We start from the raw sequence: 19081 nt of genomic DNA, 5'->3' as shown, positions 1-19081 counted from the left end.
CCTTATTCTTTAATAATATTTAAAAAGCATTTTTATATGCTTTTTAAGAATTTCAACGCAAGCGACCATAACCCGACATTTCAGCCTCTTGCTGGTAGTCGAGTACCACCTGATAGTCGCTTTCCTCTGCGGGCAGTACTTCCTCAAGTCCCAGGATTTCGACGACGTCAGGCAATTCTTTCAAGGTTTGATTCATGACGAGCCGAAGCTGTTCAACCTGTTGATCACTCGCCGCCGCCGTCGTGATAAAGGGCAACGTCGGACTCAATGCACTGCGCGCGATGACGTGCAGCCCCGCGACCTCTTCTTCGGCGTACCGCGCCAGATAGACGTAAGTGACGCTATCAATGGCCGCCAGGTCGGCCAGGTCTTCACGCAGCCAGCGCAGGCTTTCGCGGTGGCTGCCGCTGATGGCCACGCTGGCAAAGAACTGGCCGTCGCGATGCAGCGGTGCCAGTCGATGCCGCAGCAGGTTCATGCCGCTGTTGGAATCTTCGCCATTGATCACGCCACGACTGTCGCGAAAGTCAGGCAAGGTCCGCCGAGCGTCATCGGCACGACTCAACAGCACGCTGCAATGGTTGCCGCCGCTGCTGTCCGGCAGTTCATAGCGAGGCCGTCCGATCACCCGGACCCGCCCGCGCAGCGCCGTCATCAGCGGATAGCCGCAGGTTTGGGTCAGCAGCAGATGCGGAGAGAGCCAGAGGTCTGTCAGTGACAGGTCTTTGGCATCAAGACGATCGCTGCCGAGCCGTTCAAGGATTCGCGTCAACCAGCGTTCATTGGCCTGGCGGATCGGCTCTGGCGCGACGTACATCAGTAATTCGGCAATGTGTTGAGTCATCGAAATCTTCCACACAACCAGTAACCCTGTGGGAGCGGGCTCGCCTGCGATAGCGTTAGACCAGTCATCAGATGCGTTGGATGTGAAAAAGCAATCGCGGGCAAGCCCGCTCCCACAGGGTTCAATGGTGACTATGCATTAGCTAAACGGATGCTGTGGGCTGTCGATGGCCCTCACACCGTTCTCACGCCACAACTGCCCATAACCCTGCACCAGAAATCCGCCACTGCGCGCCAGCCACTGCTCGCGGCGTGCCCGGTAAGCACGCGGCAAGTCGTACCACGCCAACCCCGGCAAGTCGTGATGCACCAGATGAAAATTGAGGTTCAGGAACAGCCAGCGCCATGGCCAGGCCGCCTCATTGAGCACCGTGCGCTGCTCGGGTTCGGCATGCGGGCGATGCTCATAATAGGAGCGAATCATCGCAATCGACAGCGCCGGCACGCTGATCAGGAACAGGTAATGCCACACCGGCAACACGCTGTAGCGGGCGATGAACACCAGCATCAGAATCGTCAGTGCGCCATGGCTCAGCCACATCAGCCACGCCTGTCGCTGACCGGCTTTCAGTCGCTGCCACTCCTCCCGGGCCAGTGCCAGCAAGGCCAGCGGCGCACCGAGAATCAAGCGCCCCAGGACGGTTTTGTTCAGCCAGTGCAGGCCCTGTTCGAACAGCGAACGGCCCTGCCACTGTTCGACGCTCAGGTAGCGACTTTCCGGATCGCGACCCGGCAGGGTCAGGTCTTCGTCGCGGTGATGCAGCAAATGGCTGTCGCGATAAAGGGTGTAGGGATACCAGACGGCGAACGGCGCATAACCGAGGACTTTGTTCAGCGAGGTCCAACGGGTCGGGTGACCGTGCAGCAATTCGTGCTGCACCGACAACCACAGCACCAGCAACGGAATCAGTAGCAGGGTGCTCCACCACACGCCCAAACGGTCACCCGCCAGGACAATACTGAACCAGCCGCCATACACGCCGATCAACAACAGCCAGGTCGGCCATTCGGTGCGGGCCGTCAGGCGTTGACGCAGGGTTTCGATTTCTTCTCGATGGGCACTGTCGAAGTAATGGGGCATGGCGTTGCTCAGATCGGGACCAGTCCCCTTCTGTGCAATAGCCTTGGGAAATCTTGCAGATTATTTGGTTATTTCGTTAGACGTGCCGCAGGAGCCCGATTGCCGGGCTCCCTTGTCGCAGGATCAATGACCGAACACATCCACCTTCTTGGCCTTCTTGTCTGCGCGCTTTTCGATGGCGGTTTTCGCCGGCTTTTTCTTCGCTGCTTTCTTCGAATCCATACCTTTGGACATGATGCGTACTCCACTCACAGGGATGTGAGATCAGGTATACACCTATCGCTGCGCGCGCGTTCTTTTATAATCGCCCGCTTTGCACACCGACAGCCCAAACCATGCCAGACACTCAGTACACCGTGCTCGACGAGCCGCTATGGCCGCTGATGAACAAGTTTTATCGCGCTCACCAATCGTCGATGAAAGCCGTGCGCGACGCTCGATTGTGGGTCGCCCGGCGCGAAGAAATCGTCGGCGCATTGTGTTTGCGGCCGGTAGCGGGCGGGCATTGGTTGACGGGGCTGTTTGTTGATCCGGCCTGTCGCGAACAAGGGGTGGCCGGTGCGTTGATTGCGGCGGCGGTCAAGGACCTTGAACTGCCGGTGTGGCTGTTTTGCCACCCCGATTTGCGTGATTTTTATGAACGTCGCGGCTTTGCTTTCGATCCACAGATGCCTTATGCCATGGTCGAACGCCTGAGCCGCTATGCCCGCAGCAAACCGATGATTGCGATGGGGCTGGAACCGCGCACAACCTGAACACACCGCCGCTCCTACAAGGATTGGGGGCGCCTACAGGATCAATCGTCGGCGTTCGGATCAAGGTCCGGGAACATGACTTCGGTAAACCCGAACTTGCTGAAGTCGGTAATACGCGACGGGTACAGACGGCCGATCAGGTGATCGCATTCATGCTGCACCACGCGGGCATGAAACCCTGAAGCGATGCGCACAATGGGTTGGCCCTTGGGGTCGACACCCTCGTAACGAATCTGTTGGTAACGCTGTACCGCGCCACGCAGGCCCGGCACCGACAGGCAGCCTTCGAACCCCTCCTCCATCAACGGGCTCAGCGGCGTGATCAACGGGTTGATCAGAATTGTCTGCGGCACCGATTCGGCGTCGGGATAGCGCTCGCTGTGCTCGAAACCGAAGATCACCAGTTGCAGGTCGACACCGATTTGCGGCGCCGCCAGGCCGACCCCACCGACGCTTTCCATGGTCTGGAACATGTCGTCGATCAGTTGCCACAGCTCGGGGCTGTCGAACATTTCGGCTGGCACCGGCGGAGCAATGCGCAGCAGGCGCTCATCGCCCATTTTCAGGATTTCACGGATCATTTGATGACTTCGTCAGTGGGTGTTTTAACCGAATGATCGCGTCCCAGCCCGGAAACGTGATGTTTCTCTTCGTGGCCAGGACCGTGCTCGCCGGCAACCTTCTCGCCCGGGTCCTTGCCCTCGCGCGACATGTGCTCGATCACCGCATTCATCTCCGCACCGAGCAACAGCACTGCGGCGGAAATATAGAAGTACAGCAACAGCACGATGATCGCGCCGATACTGCCATACATGGCGTTGTAGTTGGCGAACTCCTTGACGTACAAACCAAAGCCCAGCGACGCGATGATCCACACCACCACCGCCAGCACCGAGCCCGGGGTGATGAAGCGAAACTCCTGTTTGACATCGGGCATGACGTAGTAGATCAGCGCCACCGCGACCATCAACAGAATCACGATGACCGGCCAGCGAACGATGGTCCACAAGGTGACGATAAAGTCTTCAAGGCCAACTTGCGAGGCAATCCAGCCCATGACTTGCGGCCCGAGGACCATCAGCGCGGCGGCGGCCAGCAGCATCCCGGCAATGCCGACGGTGTAAATGACCGACAGTGGAAAACGCTTCCATATCGGCCGGCCTTCGACCACATCGTAGGCGGCGTTCATCGCACTCATCATCAGCCGCACACCGGCAGAGGCGGTATACAGCGCAATCACGATACCCACCGAGAGCAAGCCGCCCTTGGATTGCTGGAGCTGGTCAATCACCGGGTTGACCTGTTCCAGCGCCTGGGGCGGCAAGACCAGTTCCGATTGCAGGCGTAGCCAGGAGAAAAAGTCCGGCAGGTGCAGGAAACCGATCAGGGCAATCAGGAACAGGATGAAGGGAAACAGCGAAAACAACATTTGATAGGCCAGCGCCGAGGCATAGGTCGACATCTCATCGTCGATGAACTCGGTGACCGTGCGCATCATCACACGGTGCAGGGGCAGGCCTCTCATGTCCGGGAAAATCATTAGCGTCTCCATTCGCCGCAAGAGGGGTTGGAAGTCGTGGCGACTCAGGGGGCTGATTTCTACAACAAAGTAGCCTACTTGGCGACTTTGAAACAATTTCCTCGTTCAAGTTCAGGCTGACACAAAAACGGCCATCGATGGATGGCCGTTTGCAAGACGTTTCACACGTCGGATCACGCCTTGTCGATGCCTTTTTTGAGCGCATCCTTGGCTTTGCCGATCGCTTGCTGGGCCTCGCCTTTCCTTTCCTGCATCACGCCTTCGGAGCGCATTTTTTCGTTACCGGTGGCCTTGCCGACGCCTTGCTTGACGTTGCCGGCGGCTTCATTGGCCAGGCCTTTTACTTTATCGCCCGTGCTGCTCATGGTGATTCTCCTGTGAACGTTTCAATGAGAAAAAGTCGTTACACAAGGATTGACCGGGGGCATTTGCGCGGAGTTTCATTTATTTGTGCCGCCCATTTCGTCGATCTCAGCAGGTTGGGCTTTATGTTTGCCGACCAACCCCCGAGAATGCGCAACGTATTCAGGCCATGGCGCTGACGATCCAACCCCGTAGGAATGTTATGAAACTCGATAAAAAGCAGGCCATTGCCCGCAGAAACCAGGAACTTGGCGGTGCCGTGCTGGGCGTCAACAACTGCCATTTCACCGAATTGAACCGCAACCGCAACATCTGGTGGTTCGATATCCCGGTCGCGCGCCTGGCCGTTGGTCAGTACGAATGGGTTCACTTGCTGATGCACACGCCGGACACCGACGAGTTGCTGCACCTGAAAGTGCCGACCGTGTTCCTGCGCGAGAAGCTTGAAGGCCTGGTGGTGCGCAATGAAGGCAAGCGCAAGGCGGCCTTGAGCCTGGAGCTGAGTGCCGACAAGGATTCGTACTTGCAGGACATGCGCCCGGCGGGCACCAACGTCAACTTCGCGCCGTTCCGCCTCTAAGAGAGCGCCAGTTCGTTAAGAGATCGTTCCCACGCTCTGCGTAGGAATGCCGCCCCGGACGCTCCGCGTCCAATGCCGGGACGCAGAGCGTCCCGGGATGCGTTACCACGCAGAGCGTGGGAACAATCAGGTTGGCAACAAAAAGCCCCGCATCTGCGGGGCTTTTTGTGTGTTACGCGCCGACCTTTTTCGCGGCGATTTTCTTCAACTCTTCATCGCGCAGTTCACGACGCAGAATCTTGCCAACGTTGGTGGTCGGCAGCGCATCGCGGAACTCGACGGCACGCGGCACCTTGTAGCCGGTGACGTTGGCACGCATGTGCTCCATCACTTGCTCTTTGGTCAGCGTCACGCCCGGTTTGGCGACGATAAAGATCTTGATCGCCTCGCCCGACTTCTCGTCCGGCACGCCAATGGCCGCACATTGCAGCACGCCCGGCAGGGTCGCGAGCACGTCTTCCAGTTCGTTCGGGTACACGTTGAAACCGGAGACCAGGATCATGTCTTTCTTGCGATCGACAATGCGCAGGTAGCCATCAGGCTGGATCAGCGCGATGTCACCGGTCTTCAACCAGCCTTCGCTGTCGAGCATTTCATCGGTGGCTTCCTGGCGCTGCCAGTAACCCTTCATGACCTGCGGGCCTTTGACACATAGCTCGCCGATTTCGCCCAGCGGCTGTTCCACGCCGGCATCGTCAATGACTTTGCAACGGGTCGACGGGACCGGGATGCCGATGGTGCCGATCTGGATGTTCTGGATCGGATTGACGGTGGCCACCGGGCTGGTTTCGGTCATGCCGTAACCTTCGCAGATGGAGCAGCCAGTGACCGCTTTCCAGCGTTCGGCGGCAGCCAGTTGCAGGGCCATGCCACCGGACAAGGTAACTTTCAGCGCCGAGAAATCCAGCTTGCGGAAGCCTTCGTTATTGCACAGGGCCACGAACAAGGTGTTGAGGCCGACGAAACCGCTGAACTTCCACTTCGACAGTTCCTTGACCATCGCCGGCAGGTCGCGCGGGTTGCTGATCAGGATGTTGTGGTTGCCGATCAGCATCATCGCCATGCAATGAAAGGTGAACGCATAAATGTGGTACAGCGGCAGCGGCGTGATCAGGATCTCGCAACCTTCATTGAGGTTGGAGCCCATCAGCGCCTTGCATTGCAGCATGTTGGCCACGAGGTTGCGGTGGGTCAGCATCGCCCCTTTCGCCACGCCGGTAGTGCCGCCGGTGTATTGCAGCACCGCGACATCGCTGCTGGCCGGGTTGGCTTCAGCCACTGGCTGGCCATGCCCCTTGCTCAGCACGTCGTTGAACTTGACGGCTTTGGGCAAGTGATACGCCGGGACCATCTTCTTCACGTACTTGATGACGCTGTTGATCAGCAGGCGCTTGAGCGGTGGCAACAGGTCGGCCACTTCCGTGACGATCACGTGCTTGACGCCGGTTTTCGGAACGACGGTTTCCGCCAGGTGTGCCATGTTGGCCAGGCAGACCAGGGCTTTGGCACCGGAGTCGTTGAATTGGTGTTCCATTTCCCGCGCGGTGTACAGCGGGTTGGTGTTGACCACGATCAGCCCGGCGCGGATGGCACCGAAGACGGCAACCGGGTACTGCAGCACGTTAGGCAATTGCACGGCGATTCGATCGCCCGGCTGCAAGTCGGTATGCTGTTGCAGGTAAGCGGCAAAGGCACCGGACAATTCGTACAGTTCACCGTAGGTGATTGTCTTGCCCAGGTTGCTGAATGCCGGCTTGTTGGCGAAGCGTTGGCAGGATTGCTTCAACACTGCCTGAATATTCGGGTACTCGTCTGGATTGATCTCGGCAGCAATCCCAGCTGGGTACTTATCCTTCCAAAAGTCTTCGATCATGGAAGCCCACTCCTCAGCAACGCGAATTCAGCACCGCATTTGATGCGATTATTATTGGTGTTTGGTCATTGGTGAATCTGGGCTTTTACACAGGCCGAGAAGCACAAAGCGCGCCGAGAGTAGCAGCTTTGCCAAGGGTCGACTAGAGCCAAAAGCGGCCCCTACGGTCACAATTGTGACTCAAGAATTGCTAGCGGTCATTTTAGAGCAAAAATCCTATAAAGCCTTGAAAGCCCCTGAAACAGGGCCTTTCCAGATCTTTAAAAGCATCGCGGGCAAGCCTTGCTCCTACAGGTTCCGTGTCGATCACATTCTATGTGGACGATAATGAAACCTGTAGGAGCATGGCTTGCCCGCGATCCGCGTGAAACGCGGCCATTCATCGATTACGCGATATCGCGCAGCTCCCGCCGCAGAATCTTCCCGACCGGCGTCATTGGCAACGACTCACGTAACACGATGTGCTTGGGCACTTTGTACGCCGTGAAGTTCTCCTTGCAGTAAGCCTTCAACTCCTCAAGGCTGACCCCGGCTTCGCGGGCCACCACAAACAACTTCACCGCCTCGCCCGACCGCTCGTCCGGCACACCGATGACCGCGCAGTTGGCGACGTTCGGATGCGCCATCACCACGTCTTCGATCTCGTTCGGGTACACGTTGAAACCCGACACGATGATCATGTCCTTCTTGCGATCGACGATGCGCACAAAACCGTCCGGGTCGATCACCGCGATGTCGCCGGACTTGAACCAGCCCTCGGCATCCAGCACTTCAGCGGTGGCGTCGGGCTTCTGCCAGTAACCCTTCATGATTTGCGGGCCTTTGATGCACAGTTCGCCGCGCTCGCCCAACGGTTGCTCGACGCCTTCATCGTTGATCACTTTCAGCGAAGTGCCCGGCACCGGCAGGCCGACCGTGCCGATTCGCGATTGATCGCCGTACGGGTTGGTGCAGGCCACCGGCGAGGTTTCGGTCAGGCCGTAACCTTCAGTGATACGGCAACCGGTCATCTGCTCCCAGCGCTCGGCGGTGGCCTTGACCAGCGCCGTGCCGCCGGAGTTGGTGAGCTTGAGGCTGGAGAAATCCAGGGTCTTGAAGTCCGGGTGGTCCATCAGGGCGACGAACAAGGTGTTGAGCCCCAGCAACGCCGAGAAACGCCAGTTCTTGAGCTCCTTGATGAAGCCGCCAATGTCTCGCGGATTAGTGATCAGCACGTTGTGGTTGCCGGTCACCATCATGCACATGCAGTTCGCCGTGAATGCATAGATGTGATACAGCGGCAGTGGCGCGATCATCACTTCCTGACCTTCACGCAGCAGTGGCTGACCGTCGGCACCGAACTGCCCCAGGCAGGCACGCGCCTGCTGCATGTTCGCCACCAGGTTGCCGTGGGTCAGCATGGCGCCCTTGGCCAAACCGGTGGTGCCGCCGGTGTATTGCAACACGGCGATGTCGTCGAGGCCGACTTTCAGCGGCTTGATGCCCAGGCCACGCCCCATGCGCAATGCGCTCTTGAACGAAATGGCCTGTGGCAGGGCATACGCCGGGACCATTTTCTTGACCTTGCTGACCATGGTATTGACCAGCCAGCCCTTGGCGGCCGGCATCAGGTCGCCCATTTTCGCTTCGATCAGGTACTGGATGTCGGTGTCGGGCAGCACTTCCTGGACTTTCTGCCCGAACATGTTCAGGTACACCAGTGCCCGGGCACCGGAATCCTTGAACTGATGACGCATCTCCCGCGCGGTGTACAACGGGTTGGTGTTGACCACGATCAACCCGGCACGCAAGGCACCGAATACAGCAATCGGATAATGCAGGACGTTGGGCATCTGCACCGCGATGCGATCCCCCGGCACCAGGTCGGTGTGGGCTTGCAGGTAAGCAGCGAATGCCAGGCTCTGGCGTTCCAGTTCGGCGTAGGTCAGGGTCACGCCCATGTTGCTGAATGCCGGGCGGTCAGCAAATTTCTTGCAGGAACGCTCGAACACCTCGATCACCGACTTGTAAGCCCCAAGGTCTATGTCCAGGGGCACGCCGGCCGGGCGTTTGTCATTCCAGAAATCAGGTTGCATTGTTCTTATCCTCTTTACCTGAGCCTATCCGGGGCCGCTGTTGCGCCCTTGTTCAAAAACAAAAGCGAAAAGCGGAGCTTCACGGACACTAGCAGCTATGGCGATTCAGGCAAATATGCGCACGCGCCTCATTGATCGTGTGAATCTTCCCGCCGTGGCGTGGCCTGATCAGACGGGACGCGCGGGATGCGCTATACAATGCAACCACGCCCATGCCACATGCAGCCCCATGCAAAGGAATCGACATGATCCACGACACGTTCTGGCTGACCGCGACTGACCATAGCCGCCTGTTCGTCAACCAGTGGCTGCCCGCCGCGCCATTACACGCGGTCATTCTGCTGGCTCACGGCATGGCCGAGCACAGCGGTCGCTACGCCCGGCTGGCGGAAAAATTCTGCGAGCACGGTTACGGCGTCTATGCGCCGGATCAGCGTGGACATGGCAAAACCGCCGAAAACGGCACACTCGGCCATTTCGCCGATGACGATGGCTGGTGCAAAGTCGTCGGCGACCTCGCCAGCCTCAACCAGCACATCGGTCAACAGCATCCTGGTGTGCCGATCGTGTTGCTCGGTCACAGCATGGGCAGCTACATCGCCCAGGCTTACCTGCTGCATCACAGCGCCAGCCTGCACGGCGCGGTGCTCAGCGGTTCGAATTTCCAGCCCGTGACGCTCTATCGCGCGGCGCGCCAGATCGCCCGTTTCGAAAAGCTGCGCCAGGGGCCCAAGGGGCGTAGTGCGTTGATCGAATGGCTGTCCTTTGGCTCGTTCAACAAAAAATTCAAACCGGCACGCACACAATTCGACTGGCTCAGTCGCGACCCGGTGGAAGTGGATCTTTACGCCAACGATCCGCTGTGTGGCTTTCGCTGCACTAACCAGATGTGGATCGATCTACTCGGTGGGTTGCAGCAAATCAGCAAAGCGTCCAATCTCGCTCAGATCGATCCGGGCCTGCCGTTGCTGGTGATTGGCGGTGAATGTGATCCGGTGAGCGAAGGCAAGCGTCTGAAAGATCTGGCCGATGCCTTGCGTGCGGCGGGCAGCCAGAACCTGCACCTGACTATTTACCCGCAGGCGCGCCACGAACTGTTCAAAGAGAGCAACCGCGAGGAAGTGATCAGCGATGTGTTGCAGTGGATCGCCCAGGCATTGAGCCACCGTCGGCCACCCCGGTCGGAATAGTTTTTTTGTGGATTTTTTTATTCGTCACAGGAACCGAGACAGATGACCCAGGTTACCAATACCCCTTACGAAGCCCTCGAAGTCGGCCAGACCGCCAGCTATAGCAAGACCGTCGAGGAGCGCGACATTCAGTTGTTCGCCGCCATGTCCGGCGACCACAACCCGGTGCACCTGGACGCCGAGTTCGCGGCGGGCACCATGTTCAAGGAGCGCATCGCGCATGGCATGTTCAGTGGCGCGCTGATCAGCGCAGCGGTTGCCTGTGAACTGCCTGGGCCAGGCACTATTTATATCGGCCAGCAAATGAGCTTTCAGAAACCGGTGAAAATTGGCGACACCTTGACCGTGCGTCTGGAGATTCTGGAGAAACTGCCGAAGTTTCGTGTGCGCATTGCCACCCGCGTGTTCAACCAGCGTGATGAATTGGTGGTGGATGGCGAAGCGGAGATCCTGGCACCGCGCAAGCAACAGACCGTGACGCTGCCGACTTTGCCGGCGATCAGCATCGGTTGAACAATGCCCTTGCCTTGAACCAGCAGACACAAAAAACGCCAGACTCGCTGGCGTTTTTTTAGTGGAAGCGAACGCTTACGAGCGTGCGCGAGCCTGGTTACGCAGGGCTTTGACCTGGTCATGATTGCGTTGCACGCCGTGGTACTGACGTTCAACCAGGTCACGAATGCCCACCAGGTTGTGTTTGTTGATTTTCTCCATCGCCTCTCGGTAAGCCTTCAGCGCATGGTCTTCACCGCGCTCGGCTTCGTTCAGGACAGCCTCTTCGTCCTTGCCGGTAAACATCGACTTCACGTCGACCCAGCGACGGTGCATATCGCCGCTGACACTGGTGGAGGTTTCTGGATCGCCGCCCATCGAACGCACGGCGGATTGCAGTTCAGACGCCGCCGTGGCGCAGTCGGCAGAACGCTGAACGAACAACGTTTTGAGTTCAGGGTGTTTGATGTCTTCAGCGCAAGTCTTGAACCCTTCCTGACCGTCTTTGCTGGTTTCAATCAGGTCGTTGAGTACAGAGATGGCTTCTTTATTCATGTCGGTCATTTTTCAATTCCTTGCGGGTTGATGAAAGATGCAATGACTGTTGCACCCTGCATGCCAGCTTCGAATCGACAATTTAATTTTTATATTTCAATGACTTAATTTTACAGGCGAAATCTGTATCCGTTTTTTTTGCATGAACTGTCAATTGGCCTGCATGCAGAATGCCTGTATTTTCCGTACAGATTGAATCCTGACGGCCGACCGATGAACCCTGAAAAACTAGAACTGCTGATCACCCGCGAAATGCCCTTTGGCAAATACAAGGGCCGGATCATTGCCGACCTGCCCGGCCCCTACCTGAATTGGTTTGCCCGGGAAGGATTTCCTCATGGCGAATTAGGTGGCTTGTTGGCCCTGATGCAGGAAATCGATCACAACGGCTTGTCGGAACTGCTCGAGCCCTTGCGCGCCAAACATGGCAAACCCGCCCCCCGCCATTGATCCTGACCGAGTACCCCATGCCCGATAACACCCGTCGCGCCCGTGATGAAATGTTCTGGCAGACCTTTGCCGACCGCTATGCCGTCGAACCCGGCCCGATCAACCTGGAGAACGGCTACTTCGGGCGCATGTCGCGAACGGTAGTCGAGGAATACCAGCGCAACATCGAAATGATCAACCGCAGCAACTCGGTGTACGTACGCCAGCGATTCGAACAGGTCGAAACCCAGAAGATCCGCGCGCAGTTGGCCGCACTGGTGGGCGTGCCTGCCGACACCGTGGCGCTGACCCGCAATGCCTCGGAGGGTCTGCAATCGTTGATCCGCAACTACAACCGTCTTCAGCCGGGCGACCAGGTATTGATCTGCGATCTGGAGTACGACTCGGTCAAAAACGCCCTGCGCTGGCTGGCGCGCAATCGCGGGGCCGAGGTGATCGAGATCGACCACCAGCACCCCGCCAGTTTCGACAGTTTACTGGCGACCTACCGTGACGCTTTTGAGCGCTACCCCAAACTCAAACTGATGGCCCTGACTCACGTCACCCATCGCACCGGCCTGGTGATGCCGGTGCAGGCGATTGCCGCCGCCGCGAAAGAACACGGGATCGATGTGATCCTCGACGGCGCCCACGCGTTGGGGCAAATCGACTTCAATCTGGATGAACTGGGTATCTCCTTCGCCGGCTTCAACCTGCACAAATGGATCGGAGCACCGCTGACGCTAGGGTTCATCTACATTGCTCCCGAGCGCCTGGCCGATATCGACCCGGACATGGGCGAATCGCACTACCCCGTCACCGACATTCGCGCCCGCACGCCGTACGGCACACCGAATATCCCGGCGCTGCTGACATTGCCGCTGGTGATCGAGGAACATCATGCCATGGGTGGTTCTGCCGCCAAGGGTGCCCGGCTCAACTACTTGCGTAACCTGTGGGTGCGTGCAGCGCGCGAATTGCCGGGGATTGAAGTCATGACGCCGGATGACCCTCGCCTGTATTGCGGCATCACGTCACTGCGCTTCACGCGCCATAGCGATCAACAGCCGATGGTTGAGCGACTGCTCAGCGACTACAACCTGTTTACCGTGATGCGCAGCGGTGCCGCGAGCGGACCGTGCATTCGCATCACACCGGGCCTGACCACCACTGCGTCACATATGAAGCTGCTGACCCGGGCGCTGACCGAACTGGGCTGAAATCACACGGTGTACCTGTCGAAGTCCTCCGGCTTGATGTGTGATGAAACCGCGAAGGTGTCGATGGCGATGGTGGTGGATCCGAAATAGCCATCGTCATTCGACTTTCGACTAAGCGTATGAACGCTTAACGTCGAAGCTTCGCCGCCGTGGTGCTTGTAGTAAATGTCTTCATCGTTGGTCAGCGGTGAAGCCTTTCTGCCGCTGTACTCTCGGGTGTTCAGTACCGACCGCGAAGCCGCCTCGGGCAAGTAAAGCTGGCCGACCCAGGCGACATGCCGCTCTTGCAGGTAATTGTTGCCGGCCGTGATGCGCACAGCGACGTGAATGTGCAGCGAACGGCCGGCGTAAAACCCCGGGTAAATCGTGGTAAACCGCACGACTCCGTGCTTGTCGGTGAACTGACCGCCGCGCAGGTAAGTGTCGTCGTCGGTGCGCGGGATCGAGCCGATTTCACCGACATCGACTTCCTTGTCCGGATTGATCTTGCTCCAGCCCGAATAGGCACCACGCGCGTTGCAATGCCAGATATCAACCAGCGCGCCCGTGACAGGCTGCCCGGTCATGGCATCGACGATCGCCAGGCGCAGTATCAAGGGAACGCCATCAGCGCCTTCGCTGATGTTGCGCCTGATCAGTTTCGGGTTACGGAAATACGGACCGGCGATTTGTTCGGGGGACAGCAGGCAAGCCGGTTGTGAAGGTGCAGCGCAGGTGTTGTCGTCCATGACGTTCTCTCTTCCAATAGAAGAACGCAGGTTAGGGTGCGACGAATGTGCAGGTGCGGTAATTATTTATCGCCTGAGGTCGATCTGTAGCAGCTGGCGAAGCCTGCGTCCGGCTGCGAAGCAGTCGTAAATCCAGTGCATGCGGTCTGCCTGATGCACCGTGGATACAGATTTTACGACTGCTTCGCAGCCGGACGCAGGCTTCGCCAGCTGCTAGAGGAGGTTTCAACGGCCCATTACTTTTCTTCAGGCAAAAAAAAACGGTGCACCGACCAAGCGCACCGTAAAGCCGTAGAACACACAACGAAGTGTCAGGTAAAGCAGATCAGTCCAGCAGCGCCAAGGCCTCGGCAGTGCATTCCTGAATGCGGGCCCAGTCGCCGTTCTTGATCCACTCCGGATCAAGCATCCAGCTACCGCCCACGCACATGACGTTTTTCAATGCCATGTAGCTCTTGATATTGGCCGGGCCAACGCCGCCGGTCGGGCAGAACTTCACTTCGCCGAACGGGCCGCCCAAGGCCTTGATGGCAGCGACGCCGCCGCTCACTTCCGCCGGGAACAGCTTGAAGCGGCGATAACCCAGGCCATAGCCTTCCATGATGCCGGAGGCGTTGCTGATACCGGGCAACAGCGGGATCGGGCTGTTGACACTGGCTTCGAGCAAATCACGGGTGATGCCTGGCGTAACGATAAATTGCGAACCGGCCGCTTCGGCGGCGGCGAGCATGTGGCGATCCAGCACGGTGCCGGCACCGGTCACCAGTTCCGGACGCCGTTCGCGCAGGATCTGGATGGCCTTGAGGCCGAACTGCGAACGCAGGGTCACTTCCAGGGCAGTCAGGCCGCCGGCGGCGAGGGCGTCAGCCAGCGGCAGGACGTCCTGTTCGCGAGCGATGGTAATCACCGGCAAAATCCGCGCCTTGGCGCAGAGGCTGTCGATCAGGGCAACTTTGTCCGCCATGGAAACGGTCGGGGATGGGGTTGTCATAGCGGCTGTTCCTTGGCTCATGGGCACCAGTAAATCTCTAACGTGGGTTGCAAAAACGCGCGAATCGGCATGGCGGCGACATCGTCACTGGCCAATGCGGCACTCAGGGTGGTCAGTTTTGACTGACCGGAAATGGACAGAACTTTATGCTTGGCCGATGCCAGCAGCGCACGGCTCATGGTCAGGCGTTGATGCGGCACGGTAGGTGCCAACATCGGGTAGCAACGACGGATGCCGTCGGCCTTCAAGGCATCGGCCAGGTTCGGGCTGTTCGGAAACAGCGACGCGGTGTGACCGTCGTCACCCATGCCCAGCACCAATACATCGATCACCGGCAGTTCGGAGAGCAAACGATCGGCCTGCTCGGCCGCCTGTTCAAGGTTGGCGCTGGCGCTGTACAGACTCAGGAACTGAGCCTTGGCCGCCGGCCCTTGCAACAGATAGCGCTTGAGCAGACCGGCATTGCTGTCGGCATGCTCAACCGGCACCCAACGTTCGTCGGCCAAGCTGACCACCACGTTCGACCAGTCCAGCGCCTGTTTGGCCAGGTGCTGGAAAAACGCCACCGGGCTGCGACCACCGGACACCACCAGCGTGGCGGTGCCTTGGGTGTCGATCGCTTCGCTCAATTGCTTGGCAACCGTCAGTGCCAGCGTTTCGGCCAACAGCACCGGGCTTTTGAACGCATGGGCGCTGACGCCCTGAGGCAGTTTCAAATTAGATATCGCCATACCACGACCTCCCATCCCGCGTGATCAGAGCAATGGAGCTCATCGGTCCCCAGGACCCGGCCGCGTACGGCTTGGGCGCATCACCGGATTTTTTCCACCCGGCGATCAACTGGTCACACCATTTCCACGCGGCTTCGATTTCATCTTTACGGACAAACAGGTTCTGATTGCCGCGCATCACTTCCAGCAACAACCGCTCGTAGGCATCGGGAATCCGCGCGCTGCGATAAGTGTCGGAAAAATTCAGTTGCAACGGACCGCTACGCAGCTGCATGCCCTTATCCAGGCCTTGCTCTTTGGTCATCACGCGCAAGGAAATACCTTCGTCCGGTTGCAGGCGGATAATCAGCTTGTTGCTGATTTGCAGGCGCTGCTCAGGGGCGAAGATGTAATGCGACGGTTCCTTGAAGTGGATGACGATCTGCGACAGCTTCTGCGGCATGCGCTTGCCGGTGCGCAGGTAAAACGGCACGCCGGCCCAGCGCCAGTTGCGAATATCGGCACGCAAGGCGACGAAGGTTTCGGTGTCGCTCTGGGTGTTGGAGTTTTCTTCCTCAAGGTAACCCGGGACCGATTTGCCTTCGCTGTAACCGGCGATGTACTGACCGCGCACTACTTGAGTGGTCAGGCCTTCCGGGCTGATCGGCGCCAGCGCCTTGAGGACTTTGACTTTCTCATCGCGGATGCTGTCGGCGGACAGGTCGGCCGGCGGGTCCATGGCGATCAGGCAAAGCAGCTGCAGCAGGTGATTCTGGATCATGTCCCGCAGTTGACCGGCCTTGTCGAAGTAACCCCAACGGCCTTCGATCCCGACCTTCTCGGCCACGGTAATTTCCACGTGGGAGATGTAGTTCTGGTTCCACTGGGTTTCGAACAGACTGTTGGCGAAACGCAGCGCGATGAGGTTTTGAACCGTCTCTTTGCCCAGGTAATGGTCAATGCGGTAGGTGCGGTTTTCCGGGAAGAACTGTGCCACGGCGTCGTTGACCTTGCGCGAGGATTCCAGGTCCGAGCCGATGGGCTTTTCCAGGACTACGCGGGTGTTTTGCGCCAGGCCGACCTTGGCCAGGTTCTCGCAGATCGCGCCGTAAACGGCGGCAGGCGTCGCAAAGTAGGCAATCACGCGCTGGGCACTGCCGGCCATTTCAGCCAGGGCGATGTAATCATCAGCCTGGAGAAAGTCGACGTGCAGGTAGCTCAGTCGGGCCAGGAAGCGTTCGACCACGGCCGCATCCAGCTCTTTGGCCCCGACATAACGACGCAACTCGGCGGCGATGAATGCCAGGTGTTGCTGCTCGGTGCCGGGCTCGCGGGCCAGCGCGATAATGCGCGTATCCTCGTGCAAGAGGCCTGCGCCGTCGAGTTGATAGAGGGCAGGAAACAGCTTGCGCAAGGCCAGATCGCCGAGGGCGCCGAACAAGGCAAAGGTGCACGGTTCAACCGTAATCGAAGGCATGATGTTTGTTCTTTTATCAAGTTAAGCTACAAATACCTTTTTTCAAGGCATCGCTCAAGAGAAAATGTAGTAATAACCACAACATTTTCGCAAAATATAGATTCCGAGTGGTGGTCGGTCGGAGCCATCAGTAGGATAGGCCACCGTTTGGGGCCGCATCAAAGGCCCTTTTGGCATAGCCGAACTCTAATTTGCGCTGCTGACCCAAGGAACATATATGGACCGCGTGCGGAATTTACTGGAACAGATCCAGAATCGCCTTGAAGACCTGAACAAGGCTGAACGTAAAGTCGCCGAAGTGATCCTGCTCAACCCACAGCAGGCCACCCGGTTCAGCATTGCCGCCCTCGCCCAGGCCTCGAAGGTCAGCGAGCCGACGGTCAACCGTTTCTGCCGTTCGTTCGGCGTCAGCGGCTACCCGGAACTCAAACTGCAGTTGGCTCAAAGCCTGGCCAGTGGCGCGGCGTATGTCAGCCGTGCGGTCGAGGCCGATGACAACCCTGAGGCTTACACACAGAAAATCTTTGGCAGTGCCATCGCATCGCTGGACAGCGCTTGCCAGGCGCTTGACCCGAACCTGATCAGCCGTGCCGTCGACCTGCTGATTCAAGCCCGGCAGATCCACTTCTTCGGCCTCGGTGCCTCGGCCCCGGTGGCACTGGACGCACAGCACAAATTCTTCCGGTTCAATCTGGCCGTCACCGCCCATGCCGATGTGCTGATGCAACGGATGATTGCGTCGGTGGCACACACCGGCGAATTGTTCGTGATCATCTCCTACACCGGCCGCACCCGCGAACTCGTGGAAGTGGCGCGCATCGCCCGGGAGAACGGTGCATCGGTGCTGGGTCTGACAGCCGAAGGTTCACCACTGGCCAAGGCCAGCACCCTGAGCCTGAATATCCCGCTGCCCGAAGACACTGACATCTACATGCCGATGACCTCGCGGATCATTCAACTGACCGTGCTGGACGTGCTGGCTACCGGCATGACCCTGCGTCGTGGTGTGGACTTCCAGCCGCATTTGCGCAAGATCAAAGAGAGCTTGAATGCGAGCCGGTATCCGGTGGGCGACGAGTTCAATTAATTGACGATTCGCAGCCTCGTTTCACTCGACAGCTCCTACAAGAGATCGCCGCACCTGTAGGAACTGTCGAGTGAAACGAGGCTGCGATCTTTTGATCTGCGCTAAGCCCCTACCCGCGCCTGCAAACTCAAATGCGCCTTCTGTCCCGGCGCCAGGCTCAGGCTGTGGGTGCCGCCACTGGCCGCTTCCACACACACAAACTCTGATATTTCATTCCAGCTCACCCCCAGCAACGGCCGCGAGCCCGGATGCCAGACCACCGTGTCCGCCTCATCACCCGTATCAATGCACAACTCACGCTGCCAGGCGTGGTCCTTGAGTTGCAATTCGCCGTCTTGCTGGAACACTCGCTGGCACCCGCCATCGACCCTCAACTCACCATCCTGCTGACAACTCTGGCGATTCAAATGGTCGTAACCCTGCACGCCATCGAGCCCAGACAGCGCTATCTCGCTGACATCGCCAATACGCCAGTAAGCATGCAAAGCCTGGCTCAACTGGCACGGCATGTCGTCCTGATGCTCGGTGCTCAGGCGCAATTCCATGCGTTCGCCAAGGTGGGCGTGCAAGTCCACTTGCCAGTCACACAATTGAAGCTGCCAGTGCAATCGCACGCCATCGTCGTCATGGCGGCTGTCGAGCAGCTTCCAGTCGATCAACCGCGCCCAGCCATGAGATGGCCACGCATTCTCGCTCGGATGACGGCCATACCACGGCCAGCACACCGGCACGCCACCCCGAATCGCGCCGACCTGCGGCCACTTCGCCGCGCACCACAGCCAGGGTTTTTGACCCGTTGGCTGGAAGTGCAGCAACTGCGCGCCCTGGCGACTGAACACGGCCTGACACAGCGGATGGTCGATCACCAACACGTCGCGCTTCTGATAGCGCTCCCACGCAAACACCGGACGTTCGCGCAAGGATTTGAAGAAGCGTTGTAGCGGATGCTCATGCATGTGCCACGGTCCTGAAAATCAATGGGGGTACTCTTACTGTTGTGCCCAGTGCGCCACAGGCCCTCTAAGGCCTCCCAAAAAAAAGCGGACAGCCTTGGCTGTCCGCAAATATGCGCACATAGAGAGGAGCTTATCG

The 19081-nt window shown here is 58.6% G+C and carries 20 protein-coding genes; 7 read left to right on the top strand and 13 right to left on the bottom strand.

Features of this window, described 5'->3' with window-relative positions; all coding sequences use genetic code 11:
* Nucleotides 1–52: 52 nt before the first annotated feature.
* Together C7534_RS04420 and C7534_RS04415 are read right to left on the bottom strand one after the other, a co-directional pair.
* Nucleotides 53–844 carry a phosphate/phosphite/phosphonate ABC transporter substrate-binding protein gene (locus C7534_RS04420; protein ID WP_109785098.1) on the bottom strand — a complete coding sequence of 264 codons (792 nt, stop codon included), beginning with the start codon at nucleotides 842–844 and terminating at the stop codon, nucleotides 53–55.
* A gap of 138 nt (nucleotides 845–982) precedes the next feature.
* Nucleotides 983–1924, bottom strand: coding sequence for a fatty acid desaturase (locus C7534_RS04415; protein ID WP_046032010.1), 942 nt, complete (start codon nucleotides 1922–1924; stop codon nucleotides 983–985).
* Nucleotides 1925–2259: 335 nt separating this feature from the next.
* Here C7534_RS04415 and C7534_RS04410 point away from each other — a divergent pair, with 335 nt between their 5' ends.
* Nucleotides 2260–2679 (top strand): GNAT family N-acetyltransferase, encoded by a 420-nt coding sequence (locus tag C7534_RS04410; protein WP_109785097.1) that lies wholly within the window; start codon nucleotides 2260–2262, stop codon nucleotides 2677–2679.
* Between the two features lie 41 nt (nucleotides 2680–2720).
* Here C7534_RS04410 and def read toward each other — a convergent pair whose 3' ends face one another.
* From def to C7534_RS04395, 3 genes are all read right to left on the bottom strand, one after another.
* Nucleotides 2721–3260, bottom strand: coding sequence for a peptide deformylase (gene def, locus C7534_RS04405; protein ID WP_109785096.1), 540 nt, complete (start codon nucleotides 3258–3260; stop codon nucleotides 2721–2723).
* Complete coding sequence (locus tag C7534_RS04400) at nucleotides 3257–4219, bottom strand: YihY/virulence factor BrkB family protein (protein WP_046032013.1); 963 nt, start codon at nucleotides 4217–4219, stop codon at nucleotides 3257–3259. Before C7534_RS04400 ends, def begins: the two co-directional genes overlap by 4 nt.
* Before the next feature lie 173 nt (nucleotides 4220–4392).
* The gene (locus tag C7534_RS04395; RefSeq protein WP_109785095.1) at nucleotides 4393–4584 is read right to left on the bottom strand and encodes a CsbD family protein; all 192 of its coding nucleotides are present in this window, start codon (nucleotides 4582–4584) and stop codon (nucleotides 4393–4395) included.
* A 200-nt stretch (nucleotides 4585–4784) separates the two neighbouring features.
* Here C7534_RS04395 and C7534_RS04390 point away from each other — a divergent pair, with 200 nt between their 5' ends.
* Nucleotides 4785–5162, top strand: a complete 378-nt coding sequence (locus C7534_RS04390) for a hypothetical protein (RefSeq protein WP_046032015.1) — start codon at nucleotides 4785–4787, stop codon at nucleotides 5160–5162.
* Nucleotides 5163–5334: 172 nt separating this feature from the next.
* Here the strand turns inward: C7534_RS04390 and fadD1 are convergent, their stop codons facing one another.
* Entirely contained in the window at nucleotides 5335–7035 is a 1701-nt protein-coding gene (fadD1, locus tag C7534_RS04385) for a long-chain-fatty-acid--CoA ligase FadD1 (protein WP_077431393.1), read from the bottom strand.
* A 386-nt stretch (nucleotides 7036–7421) separates the two neighbouring features.
* Complete coding sequence (gene fadD2, locus C7534_RS04380) at nucleotides 7422–9110, bottom strand: long-chain-fatty-acid--CoA ligase FadD2 (RefSeq protein ID WP_109785094.1); 1689 nt, start codon at nucleotides 9108–9110, stop codon at nucleotides 7422–7424.
* A 245-nt stretch (nucleotides 9111–9355) separates the two neighbouring features.
* On the opposite strand from fadD2, the gene C7534_RS04375 reads away from it, so the two are divergent.
* Both C7534_RS04375 and C7534_RS04370 read left to right on the top strand, forming a co-directional pair.
* Nucleotides 9356–10300 carry an alpha/beta hydrolase gene (locus tag C7534_RS04375; RefSeq protein ID WP_109785093.1) on the top strand — a complete coding sequence of 315 codons (945 nt, stop codon included), beginning with the start codon at nucleotides 9356–9358 and terminating at the stop codon, nucleotides 10298–10300.
* A gap of 42 nt (nucleotides 10301–10342) precedes the next feature.
* The gene (locus C7534_RS04370; protein ID WP_008151121.1) at nucleotides 10343–10813 is read left to right on the top strand and encodes a MaoC family dehydratase; all 471 of its coding nucleotides are present in this window, start codon (nucleotides 10343–10345) and stop codon (nucleotides 10811–10813) included.
* A gap of 75 nt (nucleotides 10814–10888) precedes the next feature.
* Here C7534_RS04370 and C7534_RS04365 read toward each other — a convergent pair whose 3' ends face one another.
* Nucleotides 10889–11356: a ferritin-like domain-containing protein gene (locus tag C7534_RS04365; RefSeq protein ID WP_046032019.1), complete on the bottom strand. Its 468-nt coding sequence runs from the start codon at nucleotides 11354–11356 to the stop codon at nucleotides 10889–10891.
* A gap of 204 nt (nucleotides 11357–11560) precedes the next feature.
* Between C7534_RS04365 and C7534_RS04360 the strand changes: the two genes are divergently transcribed.
* Both C7534_RS04360 and C7534_RS04355 read left to right on the top strand, forming a co-directional pair.
* Nucleotides 11561–11797, top strand: a complete 237-nt coding sequence (locus tag C7534_RS04360; RefSeq protein ID WP_003213031.1) for a DUF3820 family protein — start codon at nucleotides 11561–11563, stop codon at nucleotides 11795–11797.
* 17 nt (nucleotides 11798–11814) lie between these two features.
* On the top strand, nucleotides 11815–12996 hold the full coding sequence (locus C7534_RS04355) for an aminotransferase class V-fold PLP-dependent enzyme (RefSeq protein ID WP_109785092.1): 1182 nt from the start codon (nucleotides 11815–11817) through the stop codon (nucleotides 12994–12996).
* Between the two features lie 2 nt (nucleotides 12997–12998).
* Here the strand turns inward: C7534_RS04355 and C7534_RS04350 are convergent, their stop codons facing one another.
* The 4 genes from C7534_RS04350 to zwf form a co-directional block, all read right to left on the bottom strand.
* Nucleotides 12999–13724, bottom strand: coding sequence for an intradiol ring-cleavage dioxygenase (locus C7534_RS04350; RefSeq protein ID WP_046032021.1), 726 nt, complete (start codon nucleotides 13722–13724; stop codon nucleotides 12999–13001).
* A 325-nt stretch (nucleotides 13725–14049) separates the two neighbouring features.
* Complete coding sequence (locus C7534_RS04345) at nucleotides 14050–14715, bottom strand: bifunctional 4-hydroxy-2-oxoglutarate aldolase/2-dehydro-3-deoxy-phosphogluconate aldolase (RefSeq protein WP_109785091.1); 666 nt, start codon at nucleotides 14713–14715, stop codon at nucleotides 14050–14052.
* A 17-nt stretch (nucleotides 14716–14732) separates the two neighbouring features.
* Nucleotides 14733–15446, bottom strand: a complete 714-nt coding sequence (gene pgl / locus C7534_RS04340) for a 6-phosphogluconolactonase (protein WP_046032023.1) — start codon at nucleotides 15444–15446, stop codon at nucleotides 14733–14735.
* Entirely contained in the window at nucleotides 15433–16902 is a 1470-nt protein-coding gene (zwf, locus tag C7534_RS04335) for a glucose-6-phosphate dehydrogenase (RefSeq protein WP_046032024.1), read from the bottom strand. Before zwf ends, pgl begins: the two co-directional genes overlap by 14 nt.
* A 226-nt stretch (nucleotides 16903–17128) precedes the next feature.
* On the opposite strand from zwf, the gene C7534_RS04330 reads away from it, so the two are divergent.
* Entirely contained in the window at nucleotides 17129–17989 is an 861-nt protein-coding gene (locus C7534_RS04330) for a MurR/RpiR family transcriptional regulator (protein WP_177331417.1), read from the top strand.
* A gap of 101 nt (nucleotides 17990–18090) precedes the next feature.
* On the opposite strand, the gene C7534_RS04325 is transcribed toward C7534_RS04330, so the two are convergent.
* Nucleotides 18091–18945, bottom strand: a complete 855-nt coding sequence (locus C7534_RS04325; RefSeq protein ID WP_109785090.1) for a D-hexose-6-phosphate mutarotase — start codon at nucleotides 18943–18945, stop codon at nucleotides 18091–18093.
* Nucleotides 18946–19081 lie beyond the last annotated feature (136 nt).

The organism is Pseudomonas sp. OV226 (assembly GCF_003148705.1).
In the GTDB taxonomy this organism is placed as follows: Bacteria; Pseudomonadota; Gammaproteobacteria; order Pseudomonadales; family Pseudomonadaceae; genus Aquipseudomonas.
The sequence above is the reverse complement of the archived record's forward strand: the minus strand, read 5'-3'. Positions and strand labels throughout refer to the sequence as shown.

What these genes read in the sequence shown, in the direction of transcription:
- C7534_RS04420 (WP_109785098.1), bottom strand. Translation starts at nt 844, where the DNA reads ATGACTCAACACATTGCCGAATTACTGATGTACGTCGCGCCAGAGCCG.
- C7534_RS04415 (WP_046032010.1), bottom strand. Translation starts at nt 1,924, where the DNA reads ATGCCCCATTACTTCGACAGTGCCCATCGAGAAGAAATCGAAACCCTG.
- C7534_RS04410 (WP_109785097.1), top strand. Translation starts at nt 2,260, where the DNA reads ATGCCAGACACTCAGTACACCGTGCTCGACGAGCCGCTATGGCCGCTG.
- def (WP_109785096.1), bottom strand. Translation starts at nt 3,260, where the DNA reads ATGATCCGTGAAATCCTGAAAATGGGCGATGAGCGCCTGCTGCGCATT.
- C7534_RS04400 (WP_046032013.1), bottom strand. Translation starts at nt 4,219, where the DNA reads ATGATTTTCCCGGACATGAGAGGCCTGCCCCTGCACCGTGTGATGATG.
- C7534_RS04395 (WP_109785095.1), bottom strand. Translation starts at nt 4,584, where the DNA reads ATGAGCAGCACGGGCGATAAAGTAAAAGGCCTGGCCAATGAAGCCGCC.
- C7534_RS04390 (WP_046032015.1), top strand. Translation starts at nt 4,785, where the DNA reads ATGAAACTCGATAAAAAGCAGGCCATTGCCCGCAGAAACCAGGAACTT.
- fadD1 (WP_077431393.1), bottom strand. Translation starts at nt 7,035, where the DNA reads ATGATCGAAGACTTTTGGAAGGATAAGTACCCAGCTGGGATTGCTGCC.
- fadD2 (WP_109785094.1), bottom strand. Translation starts at nt 9,110, where the DNA reads ATGCAACCTGATTTCTGGAATGACAAACGCCCGGCCGGCGTGCCCCTG.
- C7534_RS04375 (WP_109785093.1), top strand. Translation starts at nt 9,356, where the DNA reads ATGATCCACGACACGTTCTGGCTGACCGCGACTGACCATAGCCGCCTG.
- C7534_RS04370 (WP_008151121.1), top strand. Translation starts at nt 10,343, where the DNA reads ATGACCCAGGTTACCAATACCCCTTACGAAGCCCTCGAAGTCGGCCAG.
- C7534_RS04365 (WP_046032019.1), bottom strand. Translation starts at nt 11,356, where the DNA reads ATGACCGACATGAATAAAGAAGCCATCTCTGTACTCAACGACCTGATT.
- C7534_RS04360 (WP_003213031.1), top strand. Translation starts at nt 11,561, where the DNA reads ATGAACCCTGAAAAACTAGAACTGCTGATCACCCGCGAAATGCCCTTT.
- C7534_RS04355 (WP_109785092.1), top strand. Translation starts at nt 11,815, where the DNA reads ATGCCCGATAACACCCGTCGCGCCCGTGATGAAATGTTCTGGCAGACC.
- C7534_RS04350 (WP_046032021.1), bottom strand. Translation starts at nt 13,724, where the DNA reads ATGGACGACAACACCTGCGCTGCACCTTCACAACCGGCTTGCCTGCTG.
- C7534_RS04345 (WP_109785091.1), bottom strand. Translation starts at nt 14,715, where the DNA reads ATGACAACCCCATCCCCGACCGTTTCCATGGCGGACAAAGTTGCCCTG.
- pgl (WP_046032023.1), bottom strand. Translation starts at nt 15,446, where the DNA reads ATGGCGATATCTAATTTGAAACTGCCTCAGGGCGTCAGCGCCCATGCG.
- zwf (WP_046032024.1), bottom strand. Translation starts at nt 16,902, where the DNA reads ATGCCTTCGATTACGGTTGAACCGTGCACCTTTGCCTTGTTCGGCGCC.
- C7534_RS04325 (WP_109785090.1), bottom strand. Translation starts at nt 18,945, where the DNA reads ATGCATGAGCATCCGCTACAACGCTTCTTCAAATCCTTGCGCGAACGT.